The sequence below is a fragment of the Amycolatopsis sp. N2S4-7 genome (assembly GCF_058119595.1).
This window is the reverse complement of record NZ_CP172299.1, coordinates 4,471,485-4,490,628: the sequence shown is the minus strand read 5'-3', so window position 1 is coordinate 4,490,628 and position 19,144 is coordinate 4,471,485. Positions and strand designations below refer to the sequence as shown.

Here is a 19,144-nt window from a genome sequence, read left to right as displayed (position 1 = left end):
TCCCGGTCCCGGCCGGGGGAGACAACGTTGTCATAGTGACGGGGATTGAACGCCACGCTACCGGTCCTTGTCAACGCCCCGCGCGCGGATTGTGCCGATTCCGCTACCGACGTCGTAGGGCAGACGGCTGATCACGCTGTCCGGAAGTGGACAGGTCTTGACGGGACCCTTGACGGTCTGGTGAGCCGCTGCCCAAGGTGACCCGGTTCGACCGACTGCGCGACAAGGTTGTCATGGCACCGTTTCCGGTCGCGCTGACGAGGTGGAGAGGCGATGGCAATGGCGCGAGTGCGCTTCAGAGCCGACTGTGACATTCCTGGGGGGACGACCCCCCAGACCCCCCGAACCGGCTTCGCCGGTGTGGTGGCTTTCCTGACATTGGCGGTGACCGCAGCGGTGGCTCCCGCTGTGCCCGCTTCGGCGGCTACCAGCACCGACTACGCGAAGTGGGTCAACCCCTTCGTGGGCACCCGTCCCGGCGGCGCCGACCACGGCACCGGGGGCGGTGCCGGCAACACCTTCCCGGGCGCGGTCGTGCCGTTCGGCATGGTCCAGTGGAGCCCGGACACGGTGAAGTCCCAGCCGGGCGGGTACTTCTACGACGACAACGCCCTGACCGGGTTCAGCCTGACGCACCTTTCGGGCGCGGGCTGCTCGACGTACCAGGACATCCCGTTCATCCCCTATGTCGGTGAAGTGACGACTTCCCCGGCGACCGACCCGGCCCACTACACGTCGAAGTTCTCGCACGACAACGAACACGCGACGGCCGGCGCCTACGACGTCACCCTCGACAGCGGCGCGAAGGTCGAGCTGAGCGCGACCCAGCGCACCGGCTCGGCGCGGCTGACCTACCCGGCCGGCGCGTCCTCGACGCTGCTGGTCAACACCTCCGGCTCGGTCAACGGCACCGACGACGCGTCGATCACCATCGGCAAGGACACCATCAGCGGCTGGGCCACGAGCGGCCGCTTCTGCGGGGCGCGCAACAGTTACCGCGTCTACTTCTCGGCGAAGTTCGACACGCCGTTCGAGTCCATCGGCACCTGGAAGAACGGCGCCGTGACGCCGGGCAAGGCCGCCGAAACCGGCGGTGCCAAGGCGAAGGTCGCGCAGCCCAACGGCGTCGACGCGTCGATCGCGCGCCCGGCCAAGGTGGCGCCGCAGGACACCACCGTCAGCGGCCCGGGCAGCGGCGGGTACGTCACCTTCGCGAACCTCAACGGCGCGCAGGTGAACGTCCAGGTCGGACTGTCCTTTGTGTCCGTCGACGGCGCGAAGGCCAACCTCAAGGCCGAGAACACCAAGAAGTCGTTCGACACCGTGGCCGCGAGCGCGCGGAAGGCGTGGAACGACCAGCTCGGCAAGATCGCCGTCACCGGCGGCTCGGACGAGAACCAGACGACGTTCTACACGTCGCTCTACCACTCGCTGATCCAGCCGAACGTCTTCTCCGACGTCAACGGCCAGTACATCGGCTTCGACGGCCGGATCCACACGGCCGACAAGGGCCACGCGATGTACACCAACTTCTCCGGCTGGGACATCTACCGCTCGGAGATCCCGCTGCTGGCGACGATCGCGCCGCACGAGACGTCGGACATCGTCCGGTCGATGATGGCCTACGCCGAGCAGGGCGGCTCGTGGGACCGCTGGACGGTCGCCAACGACTACACCGGCGTGATGAACGGCGACCCGTACCACATCATCGTGTCCAGCGCGTACGCCTTCGGAGCCCGTGACTTCGACGCCCAGAAGGCGTTGCTGCTCATGATCAAGGGCGCCACGCAGCCGACGCAGGGCTACACCGAGCGGCCCGGCCTCGAGGACTACCAGACCCTCGGGTACGTCCCCGGCGCCGGCGCCGACACGCTCGAGTACACCAGCGCGGACTTCGCCATCGCCCAGTTCGCCAAGCGGCTCGGCGACTCCGCGACGTACACGACGTTCATGAAGCGCGCCCAGAACTGGCAGAACCTCTACAACCCGGGCACCGGCCACCTGCAGCCGCGCAACGCCGACGGCTCCTTCGCCGGCACCTACAACCCGGCCAGCTCGCAGGGCTGGGTCGAGGGCAACGGCGCGCAGTACGACTGGATGGTGCCCTACGACCTCGGTGGCCTGGTCACCGCGTTCGGCGGCGACACCGCGGTCCAGTCGCGGCTGGACACGTTCTTCACGAAGCTGAACGCGGGCACGCAGGAGCCGTACGCGTTCATGGGCAACGAGCCGAACTCGAACGCCCCGTGGGTGTACTCCTACGCGGGTGCGCCGGCCAAGACGCAGTCGATCGTCCGGCGCTCGATGAACGAGCTGTACAACCCGCGTCCGGAAGGCCTGATCGGCAACGACGACCTCGGCCAGATGTCCTCCTGGTACGTCTGGGCCGCGCTCGGCATCTACCCGGAGATCCCGGGCCGCGCCGAGTTCGTGCTGAACACGCCGCTGTTCCCGAAGGCCGTGCTGACCACGGGGGCGGGCAAGAAGATCACCGTCACCTCGGCCGGCACGGGGGACTACGTCGCGGGCCTGAAGGTCAACGGCGGGAACGCGGCGAAGGCGTGGATGCCGGAGGCGCTGGTGTCCACCGGCGGCAACCTGGACTTCGCGCTGTCGGCGACCCCGACCGCGTGGGGCAGCGCGCCGGCCGACGCCCCGCCGTCCTTCCGCGACCAGGAGAAGCCGAGCCTGTCGTTCGTGAACCCGGCACGGGCGGTGACCCCGGCGGGGTCGACGTCGAAGGTCTCGGTGGGCGTGCAGGACCTCTCCGGCGTGGCCCGGACCTGGACCTACACCGCGGGCAGCGCCGACGGGATCACGCTGACCCCGGCGTCCGGCGGCATCGCGGTGCCCGCCGCGGGCAAGGCGCAGACGGAGCTGACGGTCAGCGTCCCGGCGGGGCTCGCCGACGGCGCCCGCCGCATCCCGGTGACGTTCTCCGCGCCGGGCGTGGCCTCGTCGCAGGCCGTCCTGACGGTACTGGTGGCGCAGCCGAACAGCTGGCTCGCCACGGTGAACAACGCCGGGATCTCGCCCGACGCGAAACCCGCGTCGGCGAACTTCGACGGCGGCGGCTGGAGCTACTCGGCCGACGCGCTGGCCGCGGCCGGGGCGGCCCCGGGCGCGACGGTCACCAGTGACGGGCTGAAGTTCACCTGGCCGTCGTTCCCGGCCGGGGACCCGGACAACGTGATCGCCGCGGGCCAGACGGTGAACCTCACCGGTTCGGGCCGCCTGGCGCTGCTCGGCTCGGCGTCCAACGGCAACGCGTCCGGCACGCTGACCGTCACCTACACCGACGGCAGCAAGTCCACCGCCACCATCGGGTTCTCCGACTGGACCCTCGGGGGCGGCGGCGCGCAGCCGGCGTTCGGCAACCGGATCGTGCTGTCCACGCCGTACCGCAACGCCTCGGGCGGTGACCCGCAGCAGATCCGCACCATGGTGTTCGGCACCAACCCGATCACCCTGGACGCGGGCAAGACGGTGGCCAGCGTGACGCTGCCCTCCAACGTCAGCGGTGGCGCGCTCCACGTGTTCGCCATCGCCGTCGGCGCGTGATGATCCATCCCTGAAAGGCCGCCCGCCTCGCGCGGGCGGCCTTTCCCGGTCTCCGGAGGGCTGTTCGATGAAGAAGAGCAAGGTCCTGGCGGGCGCGCTGACGCTCGCCGTGGTGGCGACGGGGGTGAGTCCCGCGGTCGCCTCGGCGGCCGGCGGGGACGCCCTCGACGCCGTCAACACGTTCATCGGCACGCAGGACGAGGGGAACACGTTCCCGGGTGCCTCGGCGCCGTTCGGGATGACGCAGGTCAGCCCGATCACCTCGCACTACGCCGGCTACCGCTACACCGACACCGCGATCCGCGGCTTCGGGCACTTCTTCCTGTCCGGCGCGGGCTGCTGGGAACAGGGCGGCCTGGTCTCGACGCTGCCGACGACCGGGGAAGTGGGGCCCGGCAAGGCGTTCGACACCGCGAAGGCGTCCACTTTCGACCAGAAGCTGTACGCCTCGCCGTTCACCCACGACGGCGAGGTCGGCAAGCCCGGCTACTACAAGGTCCACCTGTCCGGCTACGGCGGCGTCGACGTCGAGACGACGGCGTCCACCCGGGCCGGGGTCGAGCGGTACACGTTCGCGAAGCCCGGCGACGCCAACGTCTTCGTCAACGTGGGGCAGGCCAACGACAAGGAGCCGGTGACCGGCAGCAGCGTCCGGGTTGTCGACGACCGGACCGTCGAAGGCACCGTGGAGTCGCAGGCGTTCTGCGGCGGCAAGTCCTACACGACGTACTTCACGACGAAGTTCGACAAGCCCTTCAAGGCGTTCGGCACGTGGTCGCCCACGGGCGGCACACCCGGTAGCCGGGAGTCGAGCGGCGGCGCCGGGCTGCGCGGCGCGTGGCTGACGTTCGGCGGTTCGAGCCAGGTCACGGCCACCACCGCGATCTCCCAGGTGGACGCGCAGGGTGCGCGGGTGAACCTGGCCGCCGAACGGGTCCGGCCGTTCGACGCCGTCAAGGCCGACGCGCAGAAGACCTGGCGGCGCGAGTTGTCCACTGTGGACATCAGGGGTGGGACGCCGGACGACCGGACGGTGTTCTACACCTCGCTCTACCACGCGCTGCTGCAGCCGCTGACGGCGAACGACGCCGACGGCCGCTACTACGGCTTCGACAAGAAGATCCACCGCGCGGCCGGCTGGACGTACTACGACTTCTTCTCGCTGTGGGACACCTACCGCACGCAGAACCAGCTCCTGGCGCTGTTGCGGCCGGACCGGGCGAAGGACATCGCGAAGAGCATCCTGGCGATCCACGACCAGGGCGGGTGGCTGCCGCGGTGGGCGTACGCGAGCCAGGAGACGAACACGATGACCGGCGACCCGGTCACGCCGTTCCTGGTGGACCTCTGGCGGTTCGGCGCGTTGTCGGGCGAGGAAGTGCACGCCTACCAGGCGCTGCTGCAGAACTCGCGGGAGATCCCGCCGGCGTCGTCGCCGTTCCAGGGACGTTCCGGCAACGCGAGCTACCAGAAGGACGGCTTCGTCCAGTACGACCCGGACTTCCCGAAGAAGGGGCAGGACACCGACCCGAACCACGGCGCGTCGGCGACCCTGGAGTACGCGCTCGGTGACTGTTCGCTGTCGGTCATGGCCGCGGCGCTCGGCAAGAAGGACGACGCGGCGGCGCTGGCCGCGAAGGGCCGCACCTACCGGACGTTGTGGGACGAAACCCAGACCGACCGGGGCTTCACCGGCTTCTTCCGGCCGAAGGTCCTCGGCGGGGCGTGGTTCAGCCCGGCCGACGAGCCCTACAGCCCGCAGAGCCAGGACGGCTTCCACGAGGGCACAGCCTGGCAGTACCAGTGGCTGGTGCAGCAGGACGTCCCCGGCCTGGTCGAGCGGATGGGCGGCCCGGCGGCCACCGGGATGCGCCTCGACGACTTCTTCGCCTACGACGAACTGGTGAAGGACCCGGCGAAGGCGGTCCGCGAGAACTGGGTCGTCGGCCCGTACGACTACTACGACCAGTTCCGCTACAACCCGAACAACGAGCCGGACCTGCACTCGCCGTGGATGTACGCGCTCACCGGGCAGCCGGCGAAGACGTCGGGGGTCGTGCGGGCGGCGCACACGCTGTTCACGAACGCGCCCAACGGCGTCACCGGGAACGACGACCTCGGCACCATGTCGGCCTGGTACGTCTTCAGCGCGCTGGGTCTCTATCCCGCCGTCCCAGGGACTGGGAACTTCGTGCTCAACGCGCCGCGGTTCGAGAAGTCCGTGGTGCACCTGGAGAACGGGCGCGACGTCACGATCAAGGCACCGGGCGCGGACGGTGCGAAGCTGCAGTACGTCTCGGGGTTGAAGGTGGGTTCGAAGCCGAGTGACCGCGTGTACGTCGGCGTGGACCAGCTGAAGCGCGGCGCGACGCTGGACTTCTCCCTGACCGCGGACGCCGCGAAGGCGACGTGGGCGACATCACCGTCGTCCGCCCCGCCTTCGCCCTGCGCGGAGTAGACAACGGACGCTCACGGCCGTGGTTCAGACCACAGTGGACCACGGCCGTGAGCATCGTCACGGCCCCCGGTGTTCCGGTGAGCGCCGTCACGCCTCACACTGGTATCAGCACGTCCGACAGAGCTGTTGACGTTCTTGGCGAGTCCGCCTTGGACGATGTGTCGGGCGGCTTTCTTGTGTCAGGACCAAAGTGGTGAGACCCCACAGGAGGAAGAAGTGTCCAGCAAGGCCGCTCTAGTGTTCCGCGTGGCCGCGGTAGCCGAAGCCCTCTCCTGGGCCGGGCTGCTGGTCGGGATGTTCCTCAAGTACGTCGTCCACTCTTCCGGCGAGGGCGGCGTGCCCGTCCTCGGCATGGTGCACGGCGTGATCTTCGTCCTCTACGTGGTGATCTCCCTGTCCGTGGCGAAGCCGCTCGGCTGGCGCCCGAAGACGCTGGTCCTGGCGCTGCTCGCGAGCATCCCGCCGCTGTTCACGTGGCTGTTCGAGAAGTGGGCGCTGCGCAACGGCAAGCTCGACGGCCCGCAGCGGCTCTCCCACGGCGGTGTCGGCCTGTTCCAGGCCGAGGCCCGGGAGACCGTGGCCGCCTGATCCCAGTACGTGAGAAAGGCCCGCGCTGTCCGCGCGGGCCTTTCTCGTTTTCGGGCTGGTGTCCGGACGCTTACTCGGTGAAGTCGCCGGCCGCGCGGCGCACCTTCGTCAGCAGGTCCGTCAGCTGCTCGGTCTGCCGGTCGGTGAGACCGGACAGCCCGAAGTCGATCGCGGTGACGGCTTCGGTCGCGGCCTCGCGGCGCGTCCGGCCCTCGTCGGTGATCTCGACCAGCGTCGTGCGGCGGTCGGTCGGGTGCGGGACCCGCTTCACGAGCCCGTCGCGCTCCAGCCGGTCGACTATGTTGGTGACACTGGTGGGGTGCAGCTGGAGCCGCTCGCCCATCACCCGCATCGGCAGGCTGGCGCTGCGGGCGAAGGTGAGCAGCACCAGTGCTTCGTACCGGGCGAAGGTCAGGCCGTGCGGCTTGAGCGCGCCGTCCACCGCGGACTGGATGATCTGCTGGACCCGCATGACCCCGGTGACCGCGGCCATGGTGCCGGAGGGCCCGATCCGGGCCTCCCACAGCTGTGCCGCGCGGGCGATCGGGTCGAACGGCAGCGGACGGTTCATGACACGCGAAGTTACCAGCGGGTACCGGCGGGTGTCGCACGACCGGCGGAAAGAACACCGAAGAAGGGACTTCCGAGCATGATCGTCGCGTTCAGCGTCAGCCCGTCCGGCGGGGACCCCGACGGCGGGGTGAGCGAGGCCGTCGCCCGCGCCGTGAAGGTGGTCCGCGAGTCCGGGCTGCCCAACTCGACCAACGCGATGTTCACGAACGTCGAGGGCGAGTGGGACGAAGTGATGGACGTCGTCAAGCGCGCGGTCGAGGCCGCGGGGGAGGGTTCGGCGCGCGTCGGGCTGGTCCTGAAGGCCGACATCCGGCCCGGGTTCTCCGACCAGCTGGAAGCGAAGGTGGACCGGATCGAAGCCCACCTGCGCGACTCCTGAGCCCGGGGGTCAGGGGAGGGGCGGGGTGAAGGCGACCGTCCAGCGGCCGTCTTCGCTCGTCACCGTGAGCGGGTAGCTGAACGGCCGGCCGTCACCCAGCGTGCCCGTGACCGTCGCGCGGGTCGGCGCCGCCGGGTCGGGGGCGAGGTCCACCCGCACGTCGCGGACGCCGTGGTCGGCCAGCACCGCGACGTAGTCCTTGGCGAAGTCGCCGGCGCCCGAGCCGGGGTAGTCGAGCAGGTCGCTCAGCGCGTCCGGATCGTGGCCGCCGAGGGCCGAGGCGAGCCGGTCGCGCAGCTCGGCGGGCGAGGCCGCGCCCGGGTCCGGGTCCGGGTCGTGCACGATCAGCAGCGTCACGGCGCCGATCCAGACGACGGCCGCCGCGATCGACAGGCCCACCTTCACGTCTCGCCGGATGTGCACCCGGCCGAGCCTGCCCCAGCCGCGCCGTCCTGCCAAGCGGGCAACGCCGCTCGGGGCAGGCACCCGGTGAAACCGCGCGGCGCGCGTGCCAGGATGGAACCGTGACACAGCCACGCGGATCTGCAGCGAAGTCAGCGGCCCTGTCCGCCGCCCTGTCCGGTGCGGTCGACCTGTCCGCGCTCAAGGCCCGCGCCGAAGCGGCGCAGAGGCCGCCGGCCCCGCAGGCCGGCCCGCCCGGCGGCGACGGTCCGCCCGTTTCGACCGACGCCGTGATCGATGTCACCGAGGCCACGTTCCAGGCCGAGGTCGTGGAGCGGTCCCTGCGCCAGCTGGTGATCGTCGACCTGTGGGCCGAGTGGTGCGGCCCGTGCAAGCAGCTGTCCCCGGTGCTCGAGCGGATGGCCGCCGAGTCCGGCGGCGCCTGGGTGGTCGCGAAGGTCGACGTCGACGCCAACCCGCGGATCGCGCAGCTGTTCGGCGCGCAGTCCATCCCGACGATCGTCGCCATCGGCGGCGGCCAGCCGGTCGACGCGTTCTCCGGCGCGCTGCCCGAGCCCGAGATCCGCAAGTGGATCAACGCGCTGCTCGACGCCCTGCGCGACAAGCTGCCGTCGATCCGCGAGGCGGAGGCCAACGGCGGCGGCCCGATCGAAGAGCCCGAGGACCCCCGCTTCACCGAGGCGGAAGAGGCCTTCGAACGGGGCGACTTCGCCGCGGCCCAGGCCGCGTACGAGCGCATCCTCGACGTCGAGCCGGCGAACGAGCTGGCGAAGAACGCGCTGGCCCAGGTGAAGTTCACCGCCCGCGCGGAGAAGGCGGACCCGTCGGCCCGCGCGAAGGCGGAGGCGGACCCGTCCGACCTGACGGCCCAGCTCGACGCGGCCGACCTCGACATCGCGGAGAACGACGTCGAGGCGGGCTTCAAGCGCCTGATCGACACGGTCCGCCGCACGTCCGGAGAGGACCGCAACAAGGTGCGGGAGCACCTGGTGGCCCTGTTCGACCTGTTCGACCCGGCCGACGAGCGCGTGATGAAGGCTCGGCGGGACCTGGCGAGCGCCCTGTTCTAGAGCTGGACTCGGGAGGCCCTCACCCCCTGGTGCGGCGGGGTGGGGGCCTTTTCGCGTTCGGTGCGTGGGTGAGCCCCGCGCTCGCTGCTGTGGGGCGTCCTTGGGGAAGCCAACGGCCCGTTCGTGCGGTCTTCGCGGGCGCGAACGGGCCGCTCGTGCCGCACGCGCGCGCCAACGGTCCACTCGCAACGCACCCGCGCGCGCCAGCGGTCCACTCGCAACGCACCCGCGCGCGCCAGCGGTCCACTCGCAACGCACCCGCGCGCGCCAGCGGGCCGCTCGTGCCGCACCCGCGCGCGCCAACGGTCCACTCGCGCCGCCGCGCCCCGGCTCCGGACACGAAAAGGCCCCCACCACGCGGTGGGGGCCTTCTTCGCGTTCAGGTCAGGCGTACTGCTTCGAGCAGACCGAAGACCCCTCGAGGTACCCGCGGCGCAAAGCCTCGACCCGGTCGAAACCGCTGTCCGGGCGCTTCCCCGCGACGTCCGCCGACACGAGGCTCTCCGGCTGCAGCAGGTCCGCGATCGCCTCGTCGAGGTCGCCCGCCGACAGGCGCAGGTCGCCCGGGCGGTTCGTGAACGCCGCCCACGCTCCCACCAGGCACGCCGTCCTCAGGCCCGCGTTCGCGTTGTCGATCGACGCTCCGACGCCCTTCTGGATGCCCAGCGCGTACCGCGACGCCACCTCCGAGAACGCCGCGAAGTCGCCCATGCCGCCCGGGTCCTCGCCCTTCATCTCGGCCTCGCGGTCGATCGGCTGGGCCAGGTCGGCCAGCTTCGCCAGGTCGATGCTCACCGTGTTGTCGTCCGGGCAGTACGACGCCGGCGGCGTGCTCTGGCAGCTGCCACCGTCGGTGATCTCCGGGGCAGCCACCCCGGCGCCCTTGAAGGCCTCGTCGAGGCTCTTCTTCAGCAGCTCGACGGCCTGCTCGTTGAACTTCGCGTCGCCCTTGCCCTTGTCGCCCTTGTCGAACGGGCGCTCGGTGAGCCGGGCCTTGACGTTCTCGGTGTTCATCGCCGCGCACTCCTTCGGGCCCTTCTCGAACCCGGCCTGGAACGCGTACGTGCGGTCGAACGCCGTGCCGTGGGCGCCGCGGTCGGCGGCGCTCGTGCCCGCCTGGTCGCGGATCAGGAACATCGACGCCATCACCTGGTTCAGGCCCTCGGACGTCGACACGCGGTAGAACTTGCTCTTGTCCTCGGCGACCCAGCGGAAGTAGCCGCCGGCGAAGCAGTCGGCCTGCTGCTCCTTCACCACGGTCGGCGTGCTCTTCGTGATCCCGGCCTTGTCGCCGAGCCGGTACTGGACGGCGTGGCCGAACTCGTGCGCCAGCACGACGACCACCGACATCGGCCCGAACCGCTTGCGCAGCATCGGCAGCAGCACGCCGCGGTCCCACGCCACCGAGTCGTCGACCGGGCAGTAGAACGCGTTCACGAGCTTCTTCACGCTGCCGCAGCCGGTTTCCTCGGTGTCGGTCTGTGCGTCGTAGGACAGCAGCGACTTCACCGGCTCGAACCGCTCGCCGAAGTTCGCCTGCAGCATCTCGCCCCAGTACGTCTGGACGTCGGCGATCGCGGCGGTGGCGAGCTTGTCGTCCTCGCCGCCGTCGGCGTTGCGGACGTCGAGGTCCGGCGACGGCGCGTCGGGCTTGAGGCCGCTCTCGAAGTGCGTCACCGGCAGCCCGGAGACCGACCCGGCGCCGGTGTCCTGGACGGGCCCGTTCCCGGAGCCGCTCTTCCCGTCGCACCCGCTCACGGCCACCGCCGCGACGGCCAGCAACGCGACCAGCGCGCGCCGTCCTCCCCCTGGGATCATCTGTTCACTCGCTCTCGTGCCACCCGTACCGACGGGCAGGACCATACCCAGGGCATTCGCGGCGCGTGCACGTTATCCCCGAACTGACGAGGCTTGTTCGGCCGTCGGCCGCCGCATGACTTTCGCGCTGATCAGCGGTGTGCGGGCGGGGCGCGGCGGCCTGGCCCGAATAAGCCTCGCTCCCTGCGCAGGCCGGGGCCCGGCCCGATATCGTCGCTTCCCATGCGTGCAGTCCGCCGGTTCACCGTCCGCGCCAGTCTCCCGGAGTCGCTGTCCGGCCTGGGCGCGCTGGCCACCAACCTGCGCTGGACGTGGCACCCGCCGACGCGCGACCTCTTCGCGTCGATGGACGCCGAGCTGTTCAACGCCGTGCGCGACCCGCTGCGGATGCTCACCGCGCTGCCGCCGTCCCGCCTCGACGAGCTGGCCGTCGACGACCACTTCCTCGAGCGCGCCCGCGTCGCGGCCGAGGACCTGGAGCGGTACCTGTCGGAGCCGCGCTGGTACCAGCGCCGGGACGACGACGGCCTGCCGCCCGCCGTCGCCTACTTCTCGATGGAGTTCGGCGTCACCGAGGCCCTGCCGAACTACTCCGGCGGCCTCGGCGTGCTGGCCGGTGACCACCTCAAGGCCGCGTCCGACCTCGGTGTGCCGATGGTGGGCGTCGGCCTGCTCTACCGCAACGGCTACTTCCGGCAGTCGCTGTCGCTCGACGGCTGGCAGGTCGAGCACTACCCGGTGATCGACCCGAACGCGTTCCCGCTCGAGCTGCTGACCGCGGGCGGGCGGCCGGTGCTGATCGGCGTCGCGATGCCGGGCGGGCGCGACCTGTGCGCGCAGATCTGGCAGGCGCGGGTCGGGCGGGTGCCGCTGCTGCTGCTCGACACCGACACCGAGGCCAACGACGAAGACCTGCGGGGCGTCACCGACCGGCTCTACGGCGGCGACGCCGACCACCGGCTGCGGCAGGAGATCCTGGCCGGCATCGGCGGGTTCCGCGCGGTCCGGAAGTACTGCGAGCTGACCGGCCACCCCCAGCCGATGGTGTTTCACACGAACGAGGGACACGCGGGCTTCCTCGGGCTGGAGCGCGCCCGCGAGATCGTCCAGGCCGACGGGCTCGCGTTCGACGAGGCCATGCCCGCCGTCCGGGCCGGGACGCTGTTCACCACGCACACCCCGGTCAGCGCGGGCATCGACCGCTTCCCGGTGGACCTGGTGCAGCGCTACTTCGCCGACGGCAGGCTGGTGCCCGACATCGACCCGCGCCGCGTGCTCGCGCTCGGCGCCGAGGACAACCCCGGGCTGTTCAACATGGCGCACATGGGCCTGCGGCTGGCGCAGCGCGCGAACGGCGTCTCCCAGCTGCACGGGCGCGTCACGCGCAAGATGTTCTCCCGGCTGTGGCCCGGTTTCGACCACGACGAGGTGCCGATCTCGTCGGTGACGAACGGCGTGCACGGCCCGACGTGGGTGGCGCGCGAGCTGAGCACGCTGCTCGGCCGTGAGTGGGGTCTCGACACCGGCGAAGGACCGCTGCGCGACGGCGTTTCTGACGCCCAGCTGTGGGGGCTGCGGCGCGAGCTGCGCGAGAAGCTGGTGCACGAGGTGCGGCGCCGCGTGCGGGCGGCGTGGCTGCAGCGGGGCGCGTCGCCGCTGGAGCTGGGCTGGGTGGACTCGGTCTTCGACCCGGACGTGCTGACCGTCGGGTTCGCGCGCCGCGTCCCGACGTACAAGCGGCTGACGCTGATGCTGCGCGACCCCGAGCGGCTGCGGACGCTGCTGCTGCACGAGGAGCGGCCGATCCAGGTCGTCGTCGCCGGCAAGTCGCACCCGGCCGACGAGAACGGCAAGCAGCTCATCCAGCAGATCGTCCGGTTCGTCGACGGCGCGGACGTCCGGCACCGGATCGTCTTCCTGCCGGACTACGACATGTCGATGGCGCGCTACCTGTACCGCGGCTGCGACGTCTGGCTGAACAACCCGGTGCGGCCGCTGGAAGCGTGCGGGACGTCGGGGATGAAGTCGGCGCTCAACGGCGGCCTCAACCTCTCCATCCGCGACGGCTGGTGGGACGAGTGCTACGACGGCAGCAACGGCTGGGCGATCCCGACCGCGGACGGCGTCGCCGACCCGCTGCGCCGCGACGACCTCGAGGCCGCGGCGCTGTACGAGCTGCTCGGCCAGCAGATCGCGCCGCTGTTCTACGACCGGTCCGCCGACGGCGTGCCCACCGGCTGGCTGTCGATGGTGTGGCACACGCTGGAGACGCTCGGCCCGCGCGTGCAGGCGTCCCGGATGGTCCGCGAGTACGTCGACAACGGCTACCTCCCGGCGTCCCGCATGGTGGCGGCGGCGACCGGCGACGGTTACCGCGGCGCGCTGTCGCTGGCGGACTACCGCACGAAGCTCGAGGTGTCGTGGCCGCGGGTGCGGATCTTCGACTCCGAGCTCCTGGTCGAGGCGACCGAGCCCCTGGTGGTCGGCACGGAGGTGACGATCCGGGCCCGCATCGACCTGGCCGGCCTCGACCCGTCCGAAGTGGACATCCAGGCGGTGGTCGGCCGGGTGGGCGACGACGACGAGCTGACCGAGCAGGTCACGGTCCCGATGACGAGCGACGGCATCGGCGCCTTCGCGGCCCGCCTGAAGCTGCCCCGCCCCGGAGCGGTCGGGTACACGGTGCGGGTGCTGCCGAAGCACGGGCTGCTGGCGACCCCGGCGGAGCTGGCGCGCGTCGTGCTGGCCTGAGTTCACCAGTACGGCGGCGGCACCACGGGCCCCGACGAGGCGGGCGGAATCCGGTGCGGCCCTGACGGCGGCGGGGGCAGCACGGGCCGGCTCGTGCGGCAGGCGTACTCGACGGCCTGGAGCCGGGCTTCGAGTTCGGCGACCCTGCGGCCGCCTTCGTTCTCCTTCTGCCGCGGCAGCCACGCCGCCACGCGGGCGGTGGCCAGGCTGCCGACCAAGCACGCGAGAATCGCGATCAAGATCAATTCCACTGTGGTGCTCCCGTTGTCTTGCGGCTGCCGGAGAACGAGCCGTCGAAACCAACGTACGTGCGATGATCCATTGCCGGCTCGCTGATCTGCGCTTTCGCCAGAAACAAGTCAAGGACGACCGTACGGTTTGAACTCTCGCGCTATTCCGCTTGACGACTTTTTGGCGAAAGTGGCGCCGGAAAGTTGTCCAAGATCTGTCAAGACCTTGGCAGAAAGCCTGGTGGTGAAGGGTTTTGGGCTGCGACACGCGTGGGTAATGGGGTTGTGCGTGCGGTTTGCGTGACCTTTATGATGCGGACTCCGTTCTGGATGCCGGGGAGTGACGATGGCCGGGCGACACCCGACTGCGGATGGGGGCAAGGATCCCGCACTCCTGCGCGCCGAAAACGCTGCCAGCCGGTTGCACAAAAACGCCGGTGTCCGGCATGCGGGCCTGCCAGGGAAAATCGGCGCCGATCTGCGCCGGATCTGGGCGATCGAAGACGAGGCCCCGCCCGTGCGGGTCTGCGCGATCGTGTGCCTGCGGCTGCTGGAGGTGCTCGACTCGATGGTCGAGCCGAAGCCCGACTTGGTGCACGCCGCCTACAACATCGGGCCGGAGCCGCTGTCGGCGAACCTGGGAACGCGGCTCGAGGGACTCCCGGGCCGCTCGGCCCGGAGCCACACTCGCGACCTCGAGCACTTCCAGGACGCGTTGTACCTGAGCCTGCGGACGCCGAAGTCTCCGTTCGGCGAGCGGGAGATCATCCGGGCGCAGCAGCGGCTGGCCGGCCGGGCCGCGCCGCCGCCCAGCCCCATCGAGGGCTTCCACGCGAACGCGGACGACGTCATCCGGTGGTTCCTCGACCAGTCCTGGTGCGCGCCGGCGGACCTGGCGCGGGAGCCGATCGTCGTCGACCTCGGCCCGCGTGGGGCCTGGCTCTGCGTCTTCCGCGACGAGCGCACCCTGGCCGGCTACCGCGACGCCGTCGGGTGCCGCTGGCCCGCCGGGCTCCGGGCGACCGGCCGCGAGTTCGTCGGCCGGGCCGGCAGGCGCGCCACGCCCACCGGGTTGCTCGTCGACCCGAGCAGCCGCCGCGGCACCGGCGCCGAGCGGTCGTTTTCCCTGCCCCCGTCGCTGATCACCGAGCTGAGCCCCGGCTCCCCGGGCTGACCCCGAAGGACGACCTGAAATGAACGGCTTCGAAGCCGATCCTGCGCTGCTGCGTGCCGCCGGCCTCCGGATCGGCGTCCAGGCGGCCGGCACCGGCCGGTCCGAACTGGGCTACAAGGCCAAGCCCGAGCAGACCGGCGACGTGCTGCTCGGCCGTGCGCTCGCGGACCTGCAGGAGGCGTCCGCGCGCGCGGCGAAGCTCGTCTTGGGCGAGGCCCGCGAGCTCGGTGCGCGGTTGGAGCGGGCGGCGGGCCAGTACGTCGGCCAGGACGAGAACGTCCGCGACCTCCTCGGCCGCTCCGGCGCCGAGCTCGGCTGAGAGGCGGGCGGGCACCGTGATGTGGGATGCCGGCTGGTCGCCGGGCACGATCAAGCTGGTCCGGGGCGAAGCCGCGCGGCTGGGGGAACTGGCGCGGGCGTTCGACGCCCTCGATACCGAGCTGCGGCTCCTCCTGCCCGAGGGCTGGGCGGGCCGCGCGTACGAGGCCTTTTCGGACACGCGCGGCCGGCTGGCCAAGCACGCGCGCTCGGTCGCGGATGCGCACGAGACGGCGTCGACGGCGTTGGAGGACTACGCCGACACCCTGGCCGAGCTGGCCGAGCGGCGCCGGTACGAGCCGGCTTCCGACGGCCTCGCCCGGCTGGAGCAGCAGCGGGTCGAAGCGGCCGCGCAGGCGGAGGACGCCTGCCGGAAAGCAGCCGAAGAGCTCAACGAGGTGCGTCCGGCGCTGCCCGAACTCACCGCGGCCGCGGCACCGGCCCTGCCCGGGCCGGCGGGGGACCGGGGCGGGCTGCCGATCGTCCGGGAACGGCGGACGACCGAGCGCGAGCCCGAAGACCCGCGTCTCGGTGACGTCGACCGGGCCGGGTACCGCTCCGCGCTGCAGGAGCTCTGCGACGCCGTGCTCGACCACCTTTCGGCCGCCTGACCTGGAGTTGCTCCAGCCGGAAATCGCTGCGCGCACCGCCCCGCTCGACGTTAGGTTGGACGCATGCGCTTCGGAATGTTCGTCCCGCAGGGATGGCGGCTGGACCTCGCCGGCATCGAGCCCGCGGACCACTGGAAGACCATGCTCGGCCTGGCGAAGCACGCGGAGGCCGGGCCCTTCGAATCGATCTGGGTCTACGACCACTTCCACACCGTGCCCGTGCCGACCGAAGAGGCCACGCACGAGGCGTGGTCGCTGATCTCGGCGTTCGCCGCCGCGACGGAGACCGTGCGGCTCGGGCAGATGTGCACCTGCATGGGGTACCGCAACCCGGCCTACCTGGCGAAGGTCGCCGCCACCGCCGACACCATCGCCGGTGGCCGCGTCGAGATGGGCATCGGCGCCGGCTGGTACGAGCACGAGTGGCGGGCCTACGGCTACGGCTTCCCGGGCGCCGGCGAGCGGCTCGGGCAGCTCGACGAAGGCGTGCAGATCATGCGCGACCTCTGGACGACCGGAACGTCCACACTGGACGGGAAGCACTACCGGACCGACGGCGCCATCCTGCGTCCGCTGCCGCCGCAGGAAGGCGGCATCCCGCTGTGGATCGCCGGCGGCGGCGAGAAGAAGACCCTCCGGATCGCCGCGAAGTACGCGAAGTACACGAACTTCGCCGCCGACCCGGAGACGTTCACCCGCAAGTCGGAGATCCTCGCGCAGCACTGCAAGGACGTCGGCACCGACTTCGACGCGATCGTGCGCTCGGCCAACCACAACATCGTGCTGGGGGAGACCGAGAAGGACGTCCGGGACAAGCTGGCCTGGCTGCGGTCCCACCTCGGCAAGTACATCGAGGCCGACGCCGTCGAGCGGTGGGCGGGCAACTTCGAGAACAGCCCGACCACCGGCACGCCCGAGCAGGTCACCGAAAAGCTCGCCGCGATGGGCGAGCTCGGCATGTCCTACGCGATCTTCAACTTCCCGGAAGCCGCGTACGACCGCTCCGGCATCGACCTGTTCACCGAGCAGGTCGCGCCCGCGCTGGCCTGAACTGTCGGTCCTCCCCGGTAGCGTGGAAAACGGGGGCTGCTAAGGCACCGCCGGGCTGCCGCCGGTCTGCACGGGCAGGCCGGCGGCAGCCCACGCGCGAAAGCCGCCCTCGAGGTCCGTTGCCCGCGGCAGCCCCAGCCGCTGCAGGTCGGCGGCCGCCAGGCTCGACGAATACCCCTCGTTGCACAGCACGATGACCGTCGACTCCGGCGTCACCGAAGGCAGGCGCCACTCGCTGTCCGGCGCCAGCCGCCACTCCAGGTGGATCCGCTCGACGATCACCGAGCCCGGGATCTCGCCCTCGGCCTGGCGGTTCGCGAGGGGCCGGATGTCGACGAGCAGCGCGCCCGCCTCCTGCAGTTCGCGGGCTCGCGCGGGGCCGACGCGGTCCAATCCGGACCGCGCGGCGGCCAGCAGCGTGTCGATGGCGCTCATCCGTGGACGATAGCGGGCAGCGGCGGGATCTCCGGCGGGACTTCGGCGAGCGAGGTGTACTCCCGCGTCGCCACCAGCGGCGGCGAGTACGCGTGGACGCTCGCCGCGGGCTGGTCGCCGAGGCCGGTGACCTGGTGGGCGCGGCCGGCGCCGAAGCCGATGCCCTGGCCGGCGAGGTGCGTGCGGCGGCGGATCGGGCCGCCGGGGTAGCGGTACTCCTCGCCGAGTTCGCCCTGCAGGACGGTGAACGAGCCGGACGCGCCGCCGTGGTCGTGCGGCTTCGTCCGCTGGCCGGGCAGCCACGACAGCAGCCAGAGCTCGACGCCCTCGGTCAGGGCCAGCCGGGCCCACCAGCGGCGGTCTTCGTCGAAGCGCAGGACGTCCCGCAGCCCGGTGGTCAGCTCGGTGGTGACGGTGGCGGTCAGGTCGGCCAGCTCACGCGGCGTCCAGAGCAGCCGCGACGGGTGCAGCAGCTCGGGCAGCAGCGGGTCGGTCAGCTGCGGGTGGATCTCGATGGACGGACGGACAAGCGACGTGGTCAACGCGGGTGCTCCTCGGACGCGGAAGGTGATCAGGACGCGAGGCAGCGCGGCACCGCACTAAAGCTCAGCGGAGCCGCGCCCGCGTACACCCGGCGGAGGCGACGAGAAGCAGGTCGATCGCGCGACGGCGCCAGAACGAGCCCCGGGTGACCGGGGTGGCGGGCGCGTCGGCGGACATGCTCCGATCATGGCACAACCCGGCCTTCCCGCCCGCGGTGTTCCAAGTCGTGGAACGCCGCCGACCTGCGTGTTCACCGTCTCACCCGGGCGGGTGCGCACGCGCGCGCGACGGCAGACAGAATGGGCCTCGTGAGCGAGCCGATCCAGCCCAGCGAACTTGACGACCTCGTGGTCCGGATGGCCGGTGTCGGCGTCCGCCGGGGGACCAACGACCTCCTCGCCGGCCTCGACTGGACCGTGGAACTGGACGAGCGCTGGGTGGTGCTCGGGCCGAACGGCGCGGGCAAGACCACCCTGCTCCGCCTCGCCGCGGCCGAGCTGCACCCGACGACCGGCGAGGTCGACCTGCTCGGCGAGCGGATCGGCCGGGTCAACATCTTCGACCTGCGCCCGCGCATCGGCTTCACCTCGGCGGCCATCGCCCAGCGCGTGCCCGGCGACGAGCTGGTCAAGGACGTCGTGGTCAGCGCCGGCTACGCCGTGCTCGGCCGCTGGCGTGAGGAATACGACACCCTCGACACGGCCCGCGCGACCGAGCTGCTCGACGCGATGGGCATCGGGAACCTCGCCGAGCGCACCTTCGGCACGCTGTCCGAGGGCGAGCGCAAGCGCGCGCTGATCGCCCGGTCGCTGATGACCGACCCGGAGATGCTGCTGCTCGACGAGCCGGCCGCCGGCCTCGACCTGGGCGGCCGCGAGGACCTGGTCGCGCGGCTGTCCGCGCTGGCCATGGACCCGGACGCGCCCGCGCTCGTGCTGGTCACCCACCACGTCGAGGAGATCCCGCCGGGGTTCACCCACGCGTTGCTCCTCCGTGACGGCCACGCGGTGGTCTCCGGGCTCGTCGACGACGTCATCACCAGCGAAAACCTCTCGAAGACGTTCGACCAGGACCTCGTGCTGGAGCGTTCCGGGGATCGCTTCTTCGCCCGCCGTCGCTAGGCTGTCCTTACCCGCCGGTAGCGTGCTGGCAGATCGTCAAC

General features: G+C 71.3%; 17 protein-coding genes. 11 read left to right on the top strand and 6 right to left on the bottom strand.

Features of this window, described 5'->3' with window-relative positions:
• Positions 1–363 precede the first annotated feature (363 nt).
• The 3 genes from ACH54P_RS21020 (at position 364) to ACH54P_RS21010 (ending at position 6,607) form a co-directional block, all read left to right on the top strand.
• Positions 364–3,561, top strand: coding sequence for a GH92 family glycosyl hydrolase (locus ACH54P_RS21020; protein WP_489916552.1), 3,198 nt, complete (start codon positions 364–366; stop codon positions 3,559–3,561).
• A gap of 67 nt (positions 3,562–3,628) precedes the next feature.
• Positions 3,629–6,019 (top strand): GH92 family glycosyl hydrolase, encoded by a 2,391-nt coding sequence (locus tag ACH54P_RS21015; RefSeq protein WP_489915251.1) that lies wholly within the window; start codon positions 3,629–3,631, stop codon positions 6,017–6,019.
• 216 nt (positions 6,020–6,235) lie between these two features.
• A complete protein-coding gene (locus ACH54P_RS21010) occupies positions 6,236–6,607 on the top strand; it encodes a DUF3817 domain-containing protein (RefSeq protein ID WP_489915249.1) in 372 nt (123 codons plus the stop codon).
• A gap of 70 nt (positions 6,608–6,677) precedes the next feature.
• On the opposite strand, the gene ACH54P_RS21005 is transcribed toward ACH54P_RS21010, so the two are convergent.
• Positions 6,678–7,178 carry a MarR family winged helix-turn-helix transcriptional regulator gene (locus ACH54P_RS21005; RefSeq protein ID WP_489915247.1) on the bottom strand — a complete coding sequence of 167 codons (501 nt, stop codon included), beginning with the start codon at positions 7,176–7,178 and terminating at the stop codon, positions 6,678–6,680.
• A 78-nt stretch (positions 7,179–7,256) separates the two neighbouring features.
• Here ACH54P_RS21005 and ACH54P_RS21000 point away from each other — a divergent pair, with 78 nt between their 5' ends.
• The gene (locus ACH54P_RS21000) at positions 7,257–7,559 is read left to right on the top strand and encodes a thiamine-binding protein (RefSeq protein ID WP_489915245.1); all 303 of its coding nucleotides are present in this window, start codon (positions 7,257–7,259) and stop codon (positions 7,557–7,559) included.
• A gap of 9 nt (positions 7,560–7,568) precedes the next feature.
• Here ACH54P_RS21000 and ACH54P_RS20995 read toward each other — a convergent pair whose 3' ends face one another.
• On the bottom strand, positions 7,569–7,982 hold the full coding sequence (locus ACH54P_RS20995) for a hypothetical protein (protein ID WP_489915243.1): 414 nt from the start codon (positions 7,980–7,982) through the stop codon (positions 7,569–7,571).
• Positions 7,983–8,083: 101 nt separating this feature from the next.
• On the opposite strand from ACH54P_RS20995, the gene ACH54P_RS20990 reads away from it, so the two are divergent.
• A complete protein-coding gene (locus ACH54P_RS20990) occupies positions 8,084–9,052 on the top strand; it encodes a tetratricopeptide repeat protein (protein ID WP_489915241.1) in 969 nt (322 codons plus the stop codon).
• A 384-nt stretch (positions 9,053–9,436) separates the two neighbouring features.
• On the opposite strand, the gene ACH54P_RS20985 is transcribed toward ACH54P_RS20990, so the two are convergent.
• On the bottom strand, positions 9,437–10,870 hold the full coding sequence (locus ACH54P_RS20985) for a neutral zinc metallopeptidase (RefSeq protein WP_489915239.1): 1,434 nt from the start codon (positions 10,868–10,870) through the stop codon (positions 9,437–9,439).
• Positions 10,871–11,092: 222 nt separating this feature from the next.
• Here ACH54P_RS20985 and glgP point away from each other — a divergent pair, with 222 nt between their 5' ends.
• Complete coding sequence (glgP, locus tag ACH54P_RS20980; RefSeq protein WP_489915237.1) at positions 11,093–13,621, top strand: alpha-glucan family phosphorylase; 2,529 nt, start codon at positions 11,093–11,095, stop codon at positions 13,619–13,621.
• A 2-nt stretch (positions 13,622–13,623) separates the two neighbouring features.
• Here glgP and ACH54P_RS20975 read toward each other — a convergent pair whose 3' ends face one another.
• Positions 13,624–13,860, bottom strand: coding sequence for a hypothetical protein (locus ACH54P_RS20975; RefSeq protein WP_489915235.1), 237 nt, complete (start codon positions 13,858–13,860; stop codon positions 13,624–13,626).
• Between the two features lie 412 nt (positions 13,861–14,272).
• Here ACH54P_RS20975 and ACH54P_RS20970 point away from each other — a divergent pair, with 412 nt between their 5' ends.
• The 4 genes from ACH54P_RS20970 to ACH54P_RS20955 all read left to right on the top strand — a co-directional run bounded on the left by ACH54P_RS20970 (position 14,273) and on the right by ACH54P_RS20955 (position 17,004).
• Positions 14,273–15,025: a hypothetical protein gene (locus ACH54P_RS20970; RefSeq protein ID WP_489915233.1), complete on the top strand. Its 753-nt coding sequence runs from the start codon at positions 14,273–14,275 to the stop codon at positions 15,023–15,025.
• 19 nt (positions 15,026–15,044) lie between these two features.
• A complete protein-coding gene (locus ACH54P_RS20965) occupies positions 15,045–15,344 on the top strand; it encodes a hypothetical protein (RefSeq protein WP_489915231.1) in 300 nt (99 codons plus the stop codon).
• Between the two features lie 19 nt (positions 15,345–15,363).
• Positions 15,364–15,954: a putative T7SS-secreted protein gene (locus tag ACH54P_RS20960; RefSeq protein ID WP_489916550.1), complete on the top strand. Its 591-nt coding sequence runs from the start codon at positions 15,364–15,366 to the stop codon at positions 15,952–15,954.
• 63 nt (positions 15,955–16,017) lie between these two features.
• Positions 16,018–17,004, top strand: coding sequence for an LLM class F420-dependent oxidoreductase (locus ACH54P_RS20955; RefSeq protein WP_489915229.1), 987 nt, complete (start codon positions 16,018–16,020; stop codon positions 17,002–17,004).
• Between the two features lie 39 nt (positions 17,005–17,043).
• Here the strand turns inward: ACH54P_RS20955 and ACH54P_RS20950 are convergent, their stop codons facing one another.
• Both ACH54P_RS20950 and ACH54P_RS20945 read right to left on the bottom strand, forming a co-directional pair.
• Entirely contained in the window at positions 17,044–17,439 is a 396-nt protein-coding gene (locus ACH54P_RS20950) for a rhodanese-like domain-containing protein (RefSeq protein WP_489915227.1), read from the bottom strand.
• Entirely contained in the window at positions 17,436–17,981 is a 546-nt protein-coding gene (locus ACH54P_RS20945; protein WP_489915225.1) for a cysteine dioxygenase, read from the bottom strand. The genes ACH54P_RS20950 and ACH54P_RS20945 overlap by 4 nt, the downstream gene beginning before the upstream one ends.
• 300 nt (positions 17,982–18,281) lie before the next feature.
• On the opposite strand from ACH54P_RS20945, the gene ACH54P_RS20940 reads away from it, so the two are divergent.
• Entirely contained in the window at positions 18,282–19,103 is an 822-nt protein-coding gene (locus ACH54P_RS20940; protein ID WP_489915223.1) for an ABC transporter ATP-binding protein, read from the top strand.
• Positions 19,104–19,144: the final 41 nt, after the last annotated feature.